Source organism: Mycobacterium sp. (assembly GCF_004298145.1).
In the GTDB taxonomy this organism is placed as follows: domain Bacteria; phylum Actinomycetota; class Actinomycetes; order Mycobacteriales; family Mycobacteriaceae; genus Mycobacterium.
On sequence record NZ_SCRH01000070.1, the window covers coordinates 50491 to 65323 of the forward strand.

The 14833-nt window shown below is 69.4% G+C and carries 14 protein-coding genes; 3 read left to right on the forward strand and 11 right to left on the reverse strand.

Translation table 11 applies throughout. From position 1 onward, the window contains the following. Window positions 1–17: 17 nt before the first annotated feature. The 6 genes from alr to glmS all read right to left on the reverse strand — a co-directional run bounded on the left by alr (window position 18) and on the right by glmS (window position 7855). Window positions 18–1184 (reverse strand): alanine racemase, encoded by a 1167-nt coding sequence (alr, locus tag EPN51_RS27690; protein WP_293049074.1) that lies wholly within the window; start codon window positions 1182–1184, stop codon window positions 18–20. A gap of 100 nt (window positions 1185–1284) precedes the next feature. Beyond that, window positions 1285–2649: a glutamate decarboxylase gene (locus EPN51_RS27695; protein WP_293049075.1), complete on the reverse strand. Its 1365-nt coding sequence runs from the start codon at window positions 2647–2649 to the stop codon at window positions 1285–1287. A 39-nt stretch (window positions 2650–2688) separates the two neighbouring features. Beyond that, window positions 2689–4110 carry an NAD(P)H-hydrate dehydratase gene (locus EPN51_RS27700; RefSeq protein WP_293049076.1) on the reverse strand — a complete coding sequence of 474 codons (1422 nt, stop codon included), beginning with the start codon at window positions 4108–4110 and terminating at the stop codon, window positions 2689–2691. A gap of 73 nt (window positions 4111–4183) precedes the next feature. After that, entirely contained in the window at window positions 4184–4903 is a 720-nt protein-coding gene (locus EPN51_RS27705; RefSeq protein ID WP_293049077.1) for a rhomboid-like protein, read from the reverse strand. A gap of 69 nt (window positions 4904–4972) precedes the next feature. Beyond that, window positions 4973–5863: a DUF4436 domain-containing protein gene (locus tag EPN51_RS27710; RefSeq protein WP_293049078.1), complete on the reverse strand. Its 891-nt coding sequence runs from the start codon at window positions 5861–5863 to the stop codon at window positions 4973–4975. 114 nt (window positions 5864–5977) lie between these two features. Beyond that, window positions 5978–7855, reverse strand: coding sequence for a glutamine--fructose-6-phosphate transaminase (isomerizing) (gene glmS, locus EPN51_RS27715; protein ID WP_293049079.1), 1878 nt, complete (start codon window positions 7853–7855; stop codon window positions 5978–5980). Between the two features lie 358 nt (window positions 7856–8213). Here glmS and EPN51_RS27720 point away from each other — a divergent pair, with 358 nt between their 5' ends. The 3 genes from EPN51_RS27720 (at window position 8214) to EPN51_RS27730 (ending at window position 10465) form a co-directional block, all read left to right on the forward strand. Then, on the forward strand, window positions 8214–8411 hold the full coding sequence (locus EPN51_RS27720; protein WP_293049080.1) for an Rv1535 family protein: 198 nt from the start codon (window positions 8214–8216) through the stop codon (window positions 8409–8411). A gap of 43 nt (window positions 8412–8454) precedes the next feature. Then, on the forward strand, window positions 8455–9294 hold the full coding sequence (locus EPN51_RS27725) for a hypothetical protein (protein ID WP_293049081.1): 840 nt from the start codon (window positions 8455–8457) through the stop codon (window positions 9292–9294). 130 nt (window positions 9295–9424) lie between these two features. Beyond that, window positions 9425–10465: an LLM class F420-dependent oxidoreductase gene (locus tag EPN51_RS27730; protein ID WP_293049082.1), complete on the forward strand. Its 1041-nt coding sequence runs from the start codon at window positions 9425–9427 to the stop codon at window positions 10463–10465. Window positions 10466–10469: 4 nt separating this feature from the next. Here EPN51_RS27730 and EPN51_RS27735 read toward each other — a convergent pair whose 3' ends face one another. The 5 genes from EPN51_RS27735 to rplM form a co-directional block, all read right to left on the reverse strand. Then, on the reverse strand, window positions 10470–11834 hold the full coding sequence (locus tag EPN51_RS27735) for a hypothetical protein (RefSeq protein ID WP_293049083.1): 1365 nt from the start codon (window positions 11832–11834) through the stop codon (window positions 10470–10472). Window positions 11835–11837: 3 nt separating this feature from the next. Continuing rightward, window positions 11838–12167: a type VII secretion target gene (locus EPN51_RS27740; protein WP_293049084.1), complete on the reverse strand. Its 330-nt coding sequence runs from the start codon at window positions 12165–12167 to the stop codon at window positions 11838–11840. A gap of 48 nt (window positions 12168–12215) precedes the next feature. Next, window positions 12216–13550 carry a phosphoglucosamine mutase gene (gene glmM, locus EPN51_RS27745; protein ID WP_293049085.1) on the reverse strand — a complete coding sequence of 445 codons (1335 nt, stop codon included), beginning with the start codon at window positions 13548–13550 and terminating at the stop codon, window positions 12216–12218. Between the two features lie 149 nt (window positions 13551–13699). Further along, the gene (gene rpsI / locus EPN51_RS27750; RefSeq protein WP_293049146.1) at window positions 13700–14155 is read right to left on the reverse strand and encodes a 30S ribosomal protein S9; all 456 of its coding nucleotides are present in this window, start codon (window positions 14153–14155) and stop codon (window positions 13700–13702) included. 98 nt (window positions 14156–14253) lie between these two features. Further along, window positions 14254–14697, reverse strand: coding sequence for a 50S ribosomal protein L13 (rplM, locus tag EPN51_RS27755; protein ID WP_293049086.1), 444 nt, complete (start codon window positions 14695–14697; stop codon window positions 14254–14256). Window positions 14698–14833: the final 136 nt, after the last annotated feature.

The window sequence follows — 14833 nt, forward strand, 5'->3', positions numbered from 1 at the left end:
GGCGCCTGCGGGTTCCCTCAGGGCTCAACGGTTTGCGCCTCGCGGTAGGTCCTGGTGATCCGCCCGCGGGGGCTGGTCACCACTTCGTAGTGAATGGTGCCGAGCAGGTCGGCCCAGTCCTGCGCGGTGGGCTCCCCGTCGCCGCCGGGCCCGAACAGGATCGCCTCGTCGCCCTCGGCCACATCGGTGCGCCCCGGGCCCAGGTCGACGACGAACTGGTCCATGCAGATCCGACCGACGCCCGGTCGCCGCCTGCCATTGATCAACACCTCCAGCCGGTTACCCAGCGACCGGAAGATGCCGTCGGCGTAGCCGATCGGCAGCAGCGCAAGGTTGGTGTCGCGCTGCGCGGTCCAGGTGTGCCCGTATGACACACTCTCCCCCGCGCGGATCGACTTCACCAATGCCACAGGGCATTTCACCGTCATGGCCGGGACCAGACCCATATCGCCGAGCTCGGGCACCGGGCTCAGCCCGTAAACCGCGATGCCGGGGCGCACCATATCGAAGGCCAGGTCGGGACGCGACATCGTGGCCGACGAGTTCGACAGGTGCGCCACCTCGTAGGCCACCCCCTGGTCGCGCGCCTGGACCAGCATGTCGGTAAACCGTTGGGCCTGAAGGTCGTTCACGGGGTTGGCGGGTTGGTCGGCATACACCATGTGGGACATCAGTCCGCGCAGCACGATGGTGTTCTCGGCAACGGCGCGGCGCAGCGCGGTCAGCATCGACGGGTATTGCGCCGGGGGTACGCCATTGCGATTCAGCCCGGTGTCGACCTTGACGGTGACCGTCGCGGTCCGGCCGGTGCGGCGCACCGCGTCCAGCAGCTCGTCGAGCTGGCGCTCCGAGGACACGGCGACCTGAACGTCGGCCATCAGCGCGGGCCCGAAGTCGATGCCGGGCGGGTGCAGCCAGGCCAGCACCGGTGCGGTGATGCCGGCGGCGCGCAGCGCCAGCGCCTCGTTGACGGTGGCGACACCCAACTCGGCCGCCCCCGCGGCCAGCGCGGCGCGCGCCGTCGGGGCGGCTCCGTGGCCGTAGCCGTCGGCCTTGACGACAGCCATCACCTGCGCGCCGCCGGCCTGCTCGCGCAGCAGCCGCACGTTGTGCTCAATGGCGCCCAGGTCGACCAGGGCCTCGGCGAGGAGGCCCGGTGTCAGGGATATCGGCGTAACGGGCACGCCCGCCATTGTCCCAGAAGCCGAAAATGCACCGCGAGACTGCAACTACCGACGTCGCTACTCGCGATTTGCGTCGCTGGTTGCAGTCTCGCGGCGATCCTCAGTGCGCGAAGTGCTGCGCCTGGTAGTGCCCGCCCGGTCTGAGCTTGTCCAGCGAGCTCAGCGCCGAGACGGCGTCGTCGTGCAGGGCGCGGGCCAGGTCGGCGGAGAGCCCCTCGCGCACCACGATGCGCAGCACCGAGATGTTGGTGGCGTTGTCCGGCATGGTGTAGGCGGGCACCTGCCAGCCGTAGGTCCGCAGCTCGTGGGAGAGATCGAACTCCGTGTAGCCGCGATCCTTGGACAGCCGGAAGGCGACCACCGGGATCGCCGAGCCGTCGGAAACCAGCTCGCAGTGCTCGCTGACCCGCAGCTGCTCACCCAGCCAGCGCGCCGTCCCCGACAGCGCCTGCATGACCTTGGTGTAGCCCTCGCGGCCCAGCCGCAGGAAGTTGTAATACTGACCGACCACCTGGTTGCCGGGCCGGGAGAAGTTCAGCGTGAAGGTCGGCATGTCGCCGCCGAGGTAGTTGACCCGGAACACCAGGTCGTCGGGCAGATACTCCTTGCTGCGCCACACCACGAACCCGACGCCGGGATAGGTGAGCCCGTACTTGTGGCCGCTGACGTTGATCGACACCACCCGGGGCAGCCGGAAGTCCCACTTGAGCTCCGGGTGCAGGAAGGGCACCGCGAACCCGCCACTGGCGGCGTCGACATGCACCGGGACGTCCACACCGCCGCCGGCGGCCAGTTTGTCCAGGGCCGCGCAGATCTCGGCGACGGGTTCCAGTTCACCGGTGTAGGTGGTGCCCAGGATCGCCACCACGCCGATGGTGTCCTCGTCGACGGCGTCGACGACCTGTTCCGGCGTGATGACGTAACGGCCCTCCTCCATCGGCAGGTAGCGGGGCTCGACGTCGAAGTAGCGGCAGAACTTCTCCCAGACCACCTGGACGTTGGACCCCATCACCAGGTTCGGGGTGCGGCCCTTCCAGTCCTTCCCGATCTTCTGGCGCCACCGCCACTTCATGGCCAGGCCGCCCAGCATCACCGCCTCGCTGGAGCCGACGGTCGACACCCCGCACGCGCTGGAGGGGTCGGCGTCGTTCAGGCCGTCGGCGTGGAACAGGTCGGCCACCATGCACACGCAGCGCTGCTCGATGGCAGCGGTCGCCGGGTATTCGTCCTTGTCGATCATGTTCTTGTCGAACGTCTCGGCCATGAGCTTGCCGGCCTCGGGGTCCATCCAGGTGGTGACGAACGTGGCCAGGTTCAGCCGCGAACTGCCGTCGAGCATCAGCTCGTCGTGGATGAAGCGGTAGGCGGCGTCGGGATCCATCGATTCGTCGGGCATCCGCAGCGCCGGTACCGGCGCGGTGAACAGCCGGCCGGTGTAGGCGGGGGCGATGGCGTGAGCGGGCATTGAAGGATGTTGTGGCACTGGGGAATCCTCTCGATAGGTCTATAGGGCGGCCAGGGCGGCTCGGATGTGCGGCACCATGCGCGACGACGACGTCGGCGCCTCGCCGGGGCCCGGGTCGGCGGCCGAGAGCGCCGCCGCGCGCGCGTGGACGAAGGCCGCCGCCGCGGCCGCCTCCGCCGCCGGCAGGCCCGCCGCCAGCAGCGCGCCGATTATGCCGGACAACACGTCGCCGGAGCCGGCGGTGGCCGCCCAGGACTGCCCGGCGGGATTGAGGTAGACCGGGCCGCCCGGATCGGCGATCACCGTGACGTTCCCCTTGAGCAGTACCGTGGCGCCGAACGCGTCGGCCAGCTTGCGGCACGCACCCACCCGGTCATCCCCGGGGGGGCTACCCGCCAGGCGGGCGAATTCACCGGCGTGCGGAGTCAGCACCGTCGGCGCGGTGCGGTTTTCCACCAGCTCGGGATGGGCCGCCAGAATGGTCAGCCCGTCGGCGTCCACGATCACCGGCAGGTCGGTTTGCAGCGCAAACCACAGCGCCGCGGCGCCGGCGTCGTCGATGCCCAGTCCGGGCCCGACGACCCAGGACTGCACCTGCCCGGTCGACGCCGGCGTGGGTGAGGCGATCACCTCGGGCCAGTGCGCGAGCACCTCGCGGTGCGCGCTGCCGGCGTAGCGGACCATGCCGGAGGTCGCCGCGACGGCGGCACCCGTGCACAGCACGGCGGCGCCGGGATACGTCGACGACCCGGCCAGCACGCCGGTGACGCCCTGGGTGTACTTGTCGTCGTGGGGCCCGGGTACCGGCCAGCGCGCCGCCACGTCGGCGGCCTGCAAGCCCAGCAGGTCGGTGTCCGGCAGGTCCAGCCCGATGTCGATCAACCTCACCCGGCCGCAATCGGCGAGCGCGTGCACGGGTTTGAGCCCGCCGAAGGTGACGGTCAGCGCGGCGCGCACCGCGGGGCCGGGGCTGGCCCCCGTGGCCGGGTCGATGCCGCTGGGGATGTCGACGGCGACCACCGGGATCCGCGCGTCATCGACCGCGGCGAACACCTCGGCCGCGGCGGGCCGCAACGCCCCCGAGCCGGAGATGCCGACCACCCCGTCGATGACGAGATCCGTTGTCGGCGATACCCTTTCGATGATCCGGCCGCCCGCCCTGCGGAACGCCGCCAACCCCTTGCGGTGGGTGCGCTCGGGGTTGAGCAGGATCGCGTCCGCGGCCGCGCCGCGACGCCGCACCAAGGTGGCCGCCCAGAGCGCGTCACCGCCGTTGTCCCCCGAGCCGACAACCGCGCACACACGCCGCCCGGTCACCCCGCCGGTGCGGGCCGTCAACTCGCCGATGATCTCGGTGGCCAACCCGAACGCCGCGCGGCGCATCAGGGCGCCGTCGGGCAGGCTGGCCAGCAGCGGCGCCTCGGCCTGACGGATCGCATCTACGGAGTAGTAATGCCGCATCAGAGCCAGATTACGTGTCGCCGTCGCGGGGGCTTGGCGCCCAACCATCTTCCATCGCCGCCCGGCGCCGACATCAGCTCGGGGCCTTCGGGGGCACGCTCCGGCGCGCCATGGCCCGCAGGCGCGCGGGACTCAATGGGCGGCTGCCTTCGGCGCGGGTGCGCGTCAACGGGTAGAAGCACAGGCCGATGAGGATCGAGGCGAAATGCCCGATCGCGGTGAAGTTCAGTTCGACGCGGTCCATCGTGATCAGCGGGAAACCGAAGATGACGAACAGCACCCCGAGATAGCCCCAGCGCCAGGGCCGGGCGATGTGATACGCCAGCACGGCCATCACGCCGACGAGGAAATAGCTGACCCCGATGTCGCGGGCGTGCACGAGGCGCTGCGACGCATCGCGTTCCTCGATCGCGAAGTAGAGGATGCCCTCGCTGATGTAGGTGGCAAGGATGTGAGAGCTCAATCCCACAGTGAGCCAGCGCAACTGACCGAGCCAGTGTTCGGCCGGGGCGAGAAACAGGGTGAACAGCAGCAGGTAGGGCTCGAAGTTTTTACCGTCGATCCACAGCAGGCTGGAGAACAGTACGTCGAGCGGGTTCCTGCCCAACTCGTGAATGTTGGTGGAGCGGTGCAGCAATACCGAGTGCAACTGCCTGCCGGTGAGATGGTTCTGAATGATCGTCGTGGCCATCAGCACGAACAACCAGCCGTAGGTCAGCGGCGCACTGCTGACGAAATGCCACACCGCCAGCGTCATGCTGCGCACTCGTCCACGAACCGATGCATGCGCCACGACATCAACCTTCGCACGCGCGGCGTGCCACCGTAGGACTTCGGCGGCAAACACGCCGCCGCCGCTCAGCTACTCGACGGGCGCGGGGACCGGGGCGGGCGCCGCAATGACGGGCACCGGCGCTCTCAAATGTCGCCACCAGCAGCCGATGTAGAGCACCATCGAGACCGCCAACGCGACCAGGACCCAGATCACGACGGTGATGTCGACCCAGCTGCCGAAGGGTGGCGAGCCGGGCAGCGCATTTCTCAGCGGCACCACCGCGAACAGCATCGCCGCGTACCACGTCGTCATCGGCGGCTGGAACGGCCGCTTGTCTCGTGCGGTCTGAATCGCAACGAACAGAGCCAGACTCGCGATCGTGATGAGCACGCCGAGGATGACGACGGCGAACGCCGCGGTGCTCAGCGACCGCCGCAGGTGCAGCCGGTACGGTCCGTCCGCCTGCGGCCTGGCCGCGGTGAGCTGCCACCCCGAGAGGTGGTCGACGAAGGTGACGGGCACGCGTGCGGGCGCGCGGTCGGTATCGGGGCCGTGGAAGATCTCGACTTCCAGCGGCCCGGAGCGATATTGGTCAAACGGCCAGCGTTCGATCTGCCCGCCGAGGGTCAGCGGGACCGGCATCAGGCCCGGAAGCATGCCCTTGGTCCAGGTGCGCCGGGAGGGCATCGCCGAGGATCTGACGCGGAGGCTGAGATCCTCCTTGAGATGGTGGGTTTTCGGATCCAGCAACGCCGATCCCGGATTGAAGGCGAGGTTGACGGCGAGCACGCTGTTGTTCGACTGGACCTCTTCGACGTTGATCGTCGCCGAGGGCTCGTCGCCGCTCACGCCCGCGGTGACGTCCCCCAGACGATGGACGACATCGCCTTGGGCGTACATCATGACCGACGCGACGTATGCCACGAGGAGGAGCACGACGACACCGACGACGCCGTACCTCATGCCGCCCGATCGCATACTTCCTCCCGCACGGACGCAGCCTTGACCACCTGGCCGAAATGGTTTCCCAGGGCAATGTAATGGATCGGTTGCGTGTCCGTCGCCCATACGGGCGAAGCGGCTTATGCCCGCTTATTCAACGGTGACGGACTTGGCCAGGTTTCGCGGTTTGTCCACGTCGTAGCCCCGCGCCTGCGCGACGGACGCGGCGAACACCTGGAGCGGGATCGTCGACAGCAGCGGCTGTAAAAGCGTTGACACCGAGGGGATTTCGATCAAGTGGTCGGCGTAGGGGCGCACGGTGTCATCGCCCTCTTCGGCGATCACGATCGTGATCGCCCCGCGGGCCTGGATCTCGCGGATGTTGGACAGCAGCTTGGCGTGCAGCACGGCCGACCCCTTGGGGGACGGCATGACGACGATGACGGGCAGGTCGTCCTCGATCAGCGCGATGGGGCCGTGCTTGAGCTCGCCGGCGGCGAACCCCTCGGCGTGCATGTACGCCAATTCCTTGAGTTTGAGCGCACCTTCCAGCGCCACCGGGTATCCGACGTGGCGACCCAGGAACAGCACCGTCGGCGACTGGGCGAATTGATAGGCCAACGCGGCCACCGGCTTGATCGTCGCGATGACCCGCGCGACGAGGTCCGGCATCGCCTCCAGCTCGTGGAACTCCCGCGCGACCTCGTCGGGGTACTTGGTGCCGCGGGCCTGCGCCAGCGCCAGACCGACCAGATAGTTGGCGGTGATCTGCGCCAGGAACGTCTTGGTCGAGGCCACCCCGATCTCCGGGCCGGCGCGGGTGTAGAGCACCGCGTCGCACTCGCGCGGAATCTGCGAGCCGTTGGTGTTGCAGATCGCCAGCACCTTGGCCTTCTGCTCCTTGGCGTGCCGCACCGCTTCGAGCGTGTCGGCGGTTTCACCGGACTGCGAGATGGCGACCACCAGGGTGCTGCGGTCCAAAACCGGGTCGCGGTAACGGAATTCGCTGGCCAGCTCCACTTCCACCGGCAGCCGCGTCCAGTGCTCGATCGCGTATTTCGCCAGCAGCCCGGAGTGGTACGCGGTGCCGCAGGCCACCACGAATACCTTGTCGATCTCGCGAAGTTCCTGATCGGACAGCCGCTGCTCGTCGAGCACGATCCGGCCGTTCACGAAATGCCCCAGCAGGGTGTCGGCCACGGCGGCGGGCTGCTCGGCGATCTCCTTGAGCATGAAGTACTCGTAGCCGCCCTTTTCGGCGGCGGCCAGATCCCAATCGATATGGAACTCGCGGTATTCGACATCCTCGTTGCCGTCGAAGTCGGTGATCCGGTAGCCGTTCGCGGTGATCACCACGGCCTGGTCCTGGCCGAGTTCGATGGCGTTGCGGGTGTGCGGGATGAAGGCCGCCACATCGGAGCCGACGAACATCTCGCCGTCACCGATGCCGAGCACCAGCGGGGTGGAGCGACGGGCGGCGACGATGGTGCCGGGCTCGTCGGCGTTGGCGAACACCAGCGTGAAGTGGCCGTCCAGGCGGCGCAGCACCGCGAGCACCGACGCGGCGAAATCGCCGGCGGTGTCGCCGTGACGGTAGGCCTGCGCCACCAGATGCACCGCGACCTCGGTGTCGGTGTCGCTGACGAACTCCACGCCGTGGGCCTCCAGCTCGTGGCGCAGGTTCGCGTAGTTCTCGATGATGCCGTTGTGGACGACGGCGATCTTGCCGGCGGCGTCGCGGTGCGGGTGTGCGTTGCGGTCGGTGGGACGCCCGTGGGTGGCCCAGCGGGTGTGGCCCAGGCCGGTGGTGCCGGTCAGCGACGACGGCGGCATCTGGGCGACCGCCTCTTCCAGGTTGGCCAGCCGGCCGGCGCGCCGGCTCACCGTCAGGGTGCCTGCCGAGGGGCCACTGCCGTTGGCCAGTGCGATGCCCGACGAGTCGTAACCGCGGTACTCCATCCTGCGCAGCGCGGCCATGACGACGTCACAGGCGGGCTGCTGCCCGACATAGCCGACAATTCCGCACATTCTGACCAGGGTAGTGCAGGAGGCCCACCGAACTCGCAGTCCGACGCTATGGTCAGGCCGTCCGCCGCCATTCACGTCGCCGTCATAACGGGCGGAAATTGTTTTCACCTGATGTGTGTCCGACGTTTTCATTGGCGTCATCGTCCGCGGGATGACTGGCCCTAGCATTCGAATCGTCAGCAAATATCGTCCCCGACCGAAGGACCAGCTGTTCAAGGTCCAACCCGATGCTCTGGCTACCTCGAATTCCCTTTTTGCCGACGCACGAATTCAGTTGCTACCCGGGAATTGGGCAGCGGGTCGCAGCGAAATACATAGCGTGCCCCGACCGCCCACCATGCGCCATGAGGAGGCAATCGTGACCGCAGTTCGGTACGACGATGCGGTGACCGCCCCGGCGGCACCGGCGTCCAGCCGATCCGTCAAGCCGCGCCGGCAGCCGTCGACCAGCTCCGGAAACGCCTTGATGGACATGACCACCCAGCTGCTCAGCGCCGGGCTGCACCAGCTCTACGCGGCCCTGTGGCGGGCGGGGGTCATCGAGGTCAGGGCGTAGTCGTCCGCCTTGGCGCGCGATTGCGATGCGCTAACGTCGACGCGTGGCCCGCATCCGCAACCTCGTCGCCGCTCTGCACCGCCGTGGTCCGCACCGGGTTTTGCGGGGTGAGCTGGCCTTTGCCGGACTGCCGGGAGTGGTGTACACCCCGGAGGAGGGGCTGAATCTGCCCGGCGTGGCGTTCGGCCACGATTGGCTCGCCGGCGCCGCCCGGTATTCGAACCTGCTCGAGCATCTGGCGTCGTGGGGCATCGTGGCCGGCGCTCCGGACACCCAGCGGGGCCTGGCCCCGTCGGTGCTGAACTTCGCCTTCGATCTCGGCACCGCCCTGGACATCGTGTCGGGTGTGCGCCTCGGGCCGGGCAAGATCAGCGTGCATCCCGCCAAGCTCGGCGTCGTCGGTCATGGTTTCGGCGGCTCGGCCGCGGTGTTCGCCGCGGCCGGAATGCCCGCCAAGCCCGCGGCGGTGGCGGCGATTTTCCCCAGCGTCACCAGCCCGCCCGCGCAGCAGCCGGCCGCGACGCTGAAGGTTCCGGGAGTGATCTTCACCGCGCCGGGCGATCGGACGACGTTGACTTCCAACGCGCTGGCGCTTGCCGAGGTGTGGGAGCCGGCGACGCTGCGCCTCGTCAGCAAGGCCCAACCCGGTGGGCTGGTCGAGGGCCGGCGGCTGGGCACGGTGCTGGGGCTGGCCGGCCCACACCGGCGCACCCAGCGGTCGGTCCGCGCGCTGCTGACCGGATACCTGCTCTACACCCTGGGCGGCGACAAGAAGTATCGCGAGTTCGCCGACCCGGACGTGCGCCTGCCGGGGACGGACGCCATCGATCCCGAGGCCGAGGCGATTCCTCTGGAGGAAAAGATCGTCGCCCTGCTGAAGTGAGAGGGCCACCGACGATTTCACGGACTGCCGGGCGGACGCTTCGGCGGGCTGAGGCGGGCTGAGGCGGGCTGAGGCGGGCTGAGGCGGGCTGAGGGTCCGGGCCCGCACGGCCGCGTGGTAAGTGTCATTGATGCGAATCGGGATCGCCCTGAACTATTCGGGCGGCTTTCACGAAGCCGTGGACCGCGTCGTCGAACTGGAGAAGTCCGGCATCGAGGTCGCGGTGGTGGCCGAGGCGTATTCGTTCGACGCCATCAGCCAGCTGGGATACCTGGCCGCCAAGACGAAAACCGTCGAACTGGCTTCGGGGGTCCTTCCCCTCTACATCCGCACACCGTCGCTGCTGGCGATGACGGCTGCGGGGCTGGATTTCGTGTCCGGCGGGCGATTCCGCCTGGGCATCGGCACCTCCGGGCCGCAGGTGATCGAGGGGTTCCACGGGGTCCCGTTCGACGCCCCGCTGGGGCGTACCCGCGAGATCGTGGAGATCTGCCGCAAGGTGTGGCGCCGCGAACGCGTGCAATACGCCGGCAAGCACTACCAGCTGCCGCTGCCCGCGGACCGCGGAACGGGCTTGGGAAAGCCGCTGCAGCTCATCAATCACCCTGTGCGCGAACGTATTCCGATCAGTATCGCCGCGCTGGGTCCCAAGAATGTCGAGCTCACCGCCGAGATCGCCGAGGGCTGGCAGCCCGTCTTCTACCTCCCGGACAAGGCCGCGTCGATCTGGGGCGAGGCGTTGGCCGCCGGTGCCGCCAAGCGCGATCCGGCGCTGGGTCCGCTCGACGTCATGGTGCACGCGTCGCTGGCCATCGGGGATAACGTCGACGAGCGGCTGGCCTGGGTCAAGCCGCAGCTCGGCCTGTACATCGGCGGGATGGGCGCCAAAGGCCGCAATTTCTACCACAATCTGGCGACGCGCTACGGGTATGGCGAGGTCGCGGACCGCATCCAGGAGCTGTACCTGTCCGGCCGCAAGCAGGAGGCCATCGACGCCGTGCCCGACGAGTTGGTGCGCGGCATGTCGCTGGTCGGGCCGCGCGGATGCGTGGCCGAACGCCTGGCCGCGTTCGCCGAGGCCGGCGTGACCACGCTGTTGTTGAGCCCGCTGGCCGCCGACCGCGACGAATCCATGCGCTTCGTCGAGGAAGCACTGCAGCTGCAACCCTGAGCGGTCACTGCCCCGCCTGCGGAAGCTGGTCTGCGGCAATCTCGCACGGCGTCGACCCCTCAGGCGGCGGCGGGGGCAGCGGTTCGGCCGCGGGTGCGGCCGGGGGCGCCGGCTCGGCCGGTGGTGGGGTCTCAACCGGTTGGGCCGGCTGATCGGGCATAGCGGGGTCGAGCGGCCCGGCCTCGTCGACGGGCCGGGCCGGGTCGGCCTCCCCGGATTCGGCGGTTTCGGGGCCACCCACGTCGTCGGTGACGTCACCGGTGTCCATGGCTTCAACGGGATCCCCGGCGTGAAAAGGCTTCTCGTCGAAGGCGTTTCCGTCGCCGAACGGGTCCGAACCGTCCGATCCGTCACCCGTCGACCCGAGCAGGCCGCCCATCGCATCGACGATCCTGCCGGCCAGGCCGAGCAGGCCGCCGCCGCCACCGAGCCCACCGCCACCGAGCCCACCACCGCCGAGGCCGCCACCCAGATCGCCCACACCGCCGGCGGGCATCACCGACGCATCGCCGAGCGCGGTTCCCCAGTCCGCGGCCGGCGCGGGCGCCAACGGGGCGACCGGCGCGGGCACGGAGGCGGCCGGCGCCGGCACCCCGGCCGTCACCGTCGGCGCGGGAGCATCCACCGGCAGTACGGGAGCGGCGGCCACCGGCGGGGCAAGTTGCATCGGGACAAGACTCGTCCCGAGATCACCGGGGAATTCGAACCGCGCCGCCGGTGCGGCGGCCGCCCTGTCGATCACCATGGCGTAGGACGTCTGCACCCCGTCCGAGGTGGACCGCATCGCATTCAGCCAGTCGTTACGAATATCGTTGTCCACGTAGGGAATTAAGTGGTGGCGCACCACCTCCTCGGCGCTCCGCAGGTCGCCCGCCGCGACCACGGCGGCGGCGGCCAACCATGCCGGCCGCTGCGCCTGCGTGCGGTCGTCGACGGCGACGGCGGTCGCCACTTTCGAATCGACCAAATGCCACAGGTTGTCGCGCAGCGACTCGCACCGCTGGGCCGCCGCGCGCAGTTCGGCGGCGACCGCGTCCGCGGTGTCGCAATGCCGCTGCAACAGCTGCACCGCGGCGTCACCGCCCGGGCCCGTCCACGCCGCGGCCAGCTCGGCCACCTGGGCGCGCTGCATCCGCAGCGCTTCGGCCGCCACCACGCCGGCCGCCCGCAACTCCGCGCAATCGCGGTCGAGCACGCGCAGGTCGAGACCGTCCTCGCTCGCATACCATTCGCGGATCTGTGCGGGATGCGCTGTCAGGTCGGGATGTTGGTAGCCGAGCGTGTGGCAGGCCTGAACGTAGGTCTGGGTATGTTCGACGGCGACCCGGCCCTCGCCGAGGCGCGCGTCCACATCCAACCGGTCGACCACGAGCTACGCGATCCGCGCCGCGGCATACAGTTCGGCGTCGGCGTAGCGCTCGGCGCTGGACCGCAGGGCGGCGGCGATCTCGGTGGACGCGTGCGACCACTGCGACACCTGCGTCACCAACCGCTCCAACTCGGCGCGCAGCGCGTCGCCGCGCGCGGTGTGCGCCCGCCCGGCGCCGGCTCCGCTGAAAGCCAGCCTGGCCAGGTGATCGCTTAGCGCGCGGTCGATGAATTCCGCCGCCATGGCGAAGTGGTTAGCGACGCGGTGCGTGGCCGCCACGTCGATCTGTGTGCGGGCGGCGGCAACAGGCAGTGTTCCCCCAACGAATTTCATGCCTAATCCGACGCCCGCAGGCGCATCGGGGTTCCGGCCGCGGAAGGATCAGTGCGCGGCGCTGACCGCTTCGGCGACCCGGGTGGCGATCCGCGCAGCGGTGTCCTCTTCGGGGGCCTCCACCATCACGCGGATCATCGGTTCAGTTCCCGACGGGCGCAACAGGATTCGGCCGGTGTCGCCCAATTCGGCCTCGGCCTGCCCAACGGCCGTCCGCACCGACGGCGCGCTGGCGGCCGTGACCTTGTCGGCGACCGTGACATTGATCAGCACCTGCGGCAGCGTCTGCATCGCCGAGGCCAGGTCGGCCAGCGGCGAGCCGGTCTGCGCCATACGGGTCATCAGCCGCAGCCCGGTGACGATGCCGTCCCCGGTCGAGCCCAGCGCGGGCATCACGATGTGCCCGGATTGCTCGCCGCCCAGACTGTAGTCACCGGCGCGCAGTTCCTCCACGACGTAGCGATCGCCAACGCCGGTGGTGCGCACCGTGATTCCGGCCGAGCGCATGGCCAGATGCAGTCCCAGGTTGCTCATCACGGTGGTCACCAGCGTCCTGGAGGCCAGTTCGTCGGCCTCGTGCATCGCCAGCGCGAGCACCACCATGATGTGGTCGCCGTCGACGAGGTTGCCGTCGGCGTCGATGGCCAGGCACCGGTCGGCGTCCCCGTCGTGCGCCAGTCCCAGATCCGCGTGGTGCGCGACCACCGCTGAGCGCAGCGAATCCAGGTGCGTGGAGCCGCAGTTGTCGTTGATGTTGAGCCCGTTGGGGGCGGCGTTGATCGCGATCACCCGCGCACCGGCCGCGCGGTAGGCGCGCGGGGCCACCGAGGAGGCAGCGCCGTGGGCGCAGTCCACCACCACGGTCAACCCGTCGAGCCGCAGCGTGCTGGCCTTGCTCAGGTGGCGCAGGTAGCGGTCGGCCGCGTCCCCGGCGTCGACGACCCGACCGATCCCGGCCCCGACCGGGCGCAGCCCGGGGTCGCCGACCAAGGCTTCGATCTGATGCTCGGTGCCGTCGTCGAGCTTTCGCCCGCCGGGGCCGAAGATCTTGATGCCGTTGTCGGGCATCGGGTTGTGCGAGGCGGAGATCATCACCCCGAAGTCGGCGTCATAGGCGCCCGTCAGGTAGGCCACCGCGGGGGTGGGCAGCACCCCCACCCGCAGCGCGTCGACCCCTTGGCTGGTCAGCCCGGCGATCACCGCGGCCTCGAGCATTTCGCCGCTGGCCCGCGGGTCGCGGCCGATCACCGCGATCCGCCGGCCCGGCGCCGGCGCGCTCGCCAGGTGCCGCGCCGCCGCGGAACCCAGCGCCACCGCCAGCTCGGCGGTCAACTCACGATTGGCGACCCCACGGACACCGTCGGTGCCGAATAGTCGACCCATGCGAACAAACCTCTCACAGTTGACGTGTTAGCACCTAACGTGCCCGTTCCTTTGTGGCCGAAACGGGGCGCGGGTGGGCGCAGACACGCCGCAACCGGCCACAACTTCTCCAAGCGAGTGCGAAGTTGTGGCCAGAAAGCGACCGCCGATCAGCGCTTGCTGTACTGAGGTGCCTTACGGGCCTTCTTCAGGCCGTACTTCTTGCGCTCGGTGGCGCGCGGGTCACGGGTGAGGAAGCCGGCCTTCTTCAGCGCGGGCCGGTCGTCCGGCGAGGCCACGATCAGCGCCCGCGCGATGCCCAGGCGCAGCGCGCCGGCCTGCCCCGAGGGGCCGCCGCCGTGCAGGTGGGCGTAGATGTCGAAGCTTTCCACCCGGTCGACGGTGACCAGCGGGGCCTTGATGAGCTGCTGGTGCACCTTGTTCGGGAAGTAGCCCTCCAGGCTGCGGCCGTTCAGGGTGAACTTGCCGGTGCCGGGCACCAGGCGCACCCGCACCACGGCCTCCTTGCGGCGGCCGACGGTCTGGATGGGCCGGTCGAACACGAAGGACTCGGCGGGCGCGGCGGCCGCGGCGGTCTCGGAGGCCTCAACCGGGGCCTCGGTCACCTCGGCGACGGCCGCTGCGGTCTCTGCGACTTCCGGGGTTTCCGGGTTCTCTGGGGTTTCAGGGTTTTCGGGGTTTTCCACAGACTCGGTCGTTTCGGTCACTGGGCCACCTGCTTGATCTCGTACGGAACGGGCTGTTGCGCGGCGTGGGGATGCGACGGGCCGGCGTAGACGTGCAGCTTGCGCGCGATCTGACGGGCGAGCTTGTTCTTCGGCAGCATGCCGACGATCGCGTCCTCCACGACACGGTCGGGGTGCTTTTCCATCAGCTCGCGCATGGTGCGGCTGCTCAGACCGCCGGGATACCCCGAGTGGCGGTACGCCAGCTTCTTGTCCAGCTTCTGGCCGCTGAAGGCGATCTTGTCGGCGTTGATGACGATGACGAAGTCACCGCCGTCGACATTGGGGGCGAACGTCGGCTTGTGCTTGCCGCGCAGCAGGTTGGCTGCCGCGACGGCAAGGCGGCCAAGCACCACGTCCGTGGCGTCGATGACGTGCCACGACCTCGTGGTGTCACCCGCCTTTGGCGTGTACGTAGGCACAGCGCTTACCACTCTTTCTCTGCGAGCCTCTGTTCCGAGGCTGTGGATCCCGGTGTGACCGGGTGCCGGTCAGGCGTTCGCGGCGGGGCTTGGTCTCGGCGACCGACGTTGACCCGAGGCCCTGGCGTACCGCACG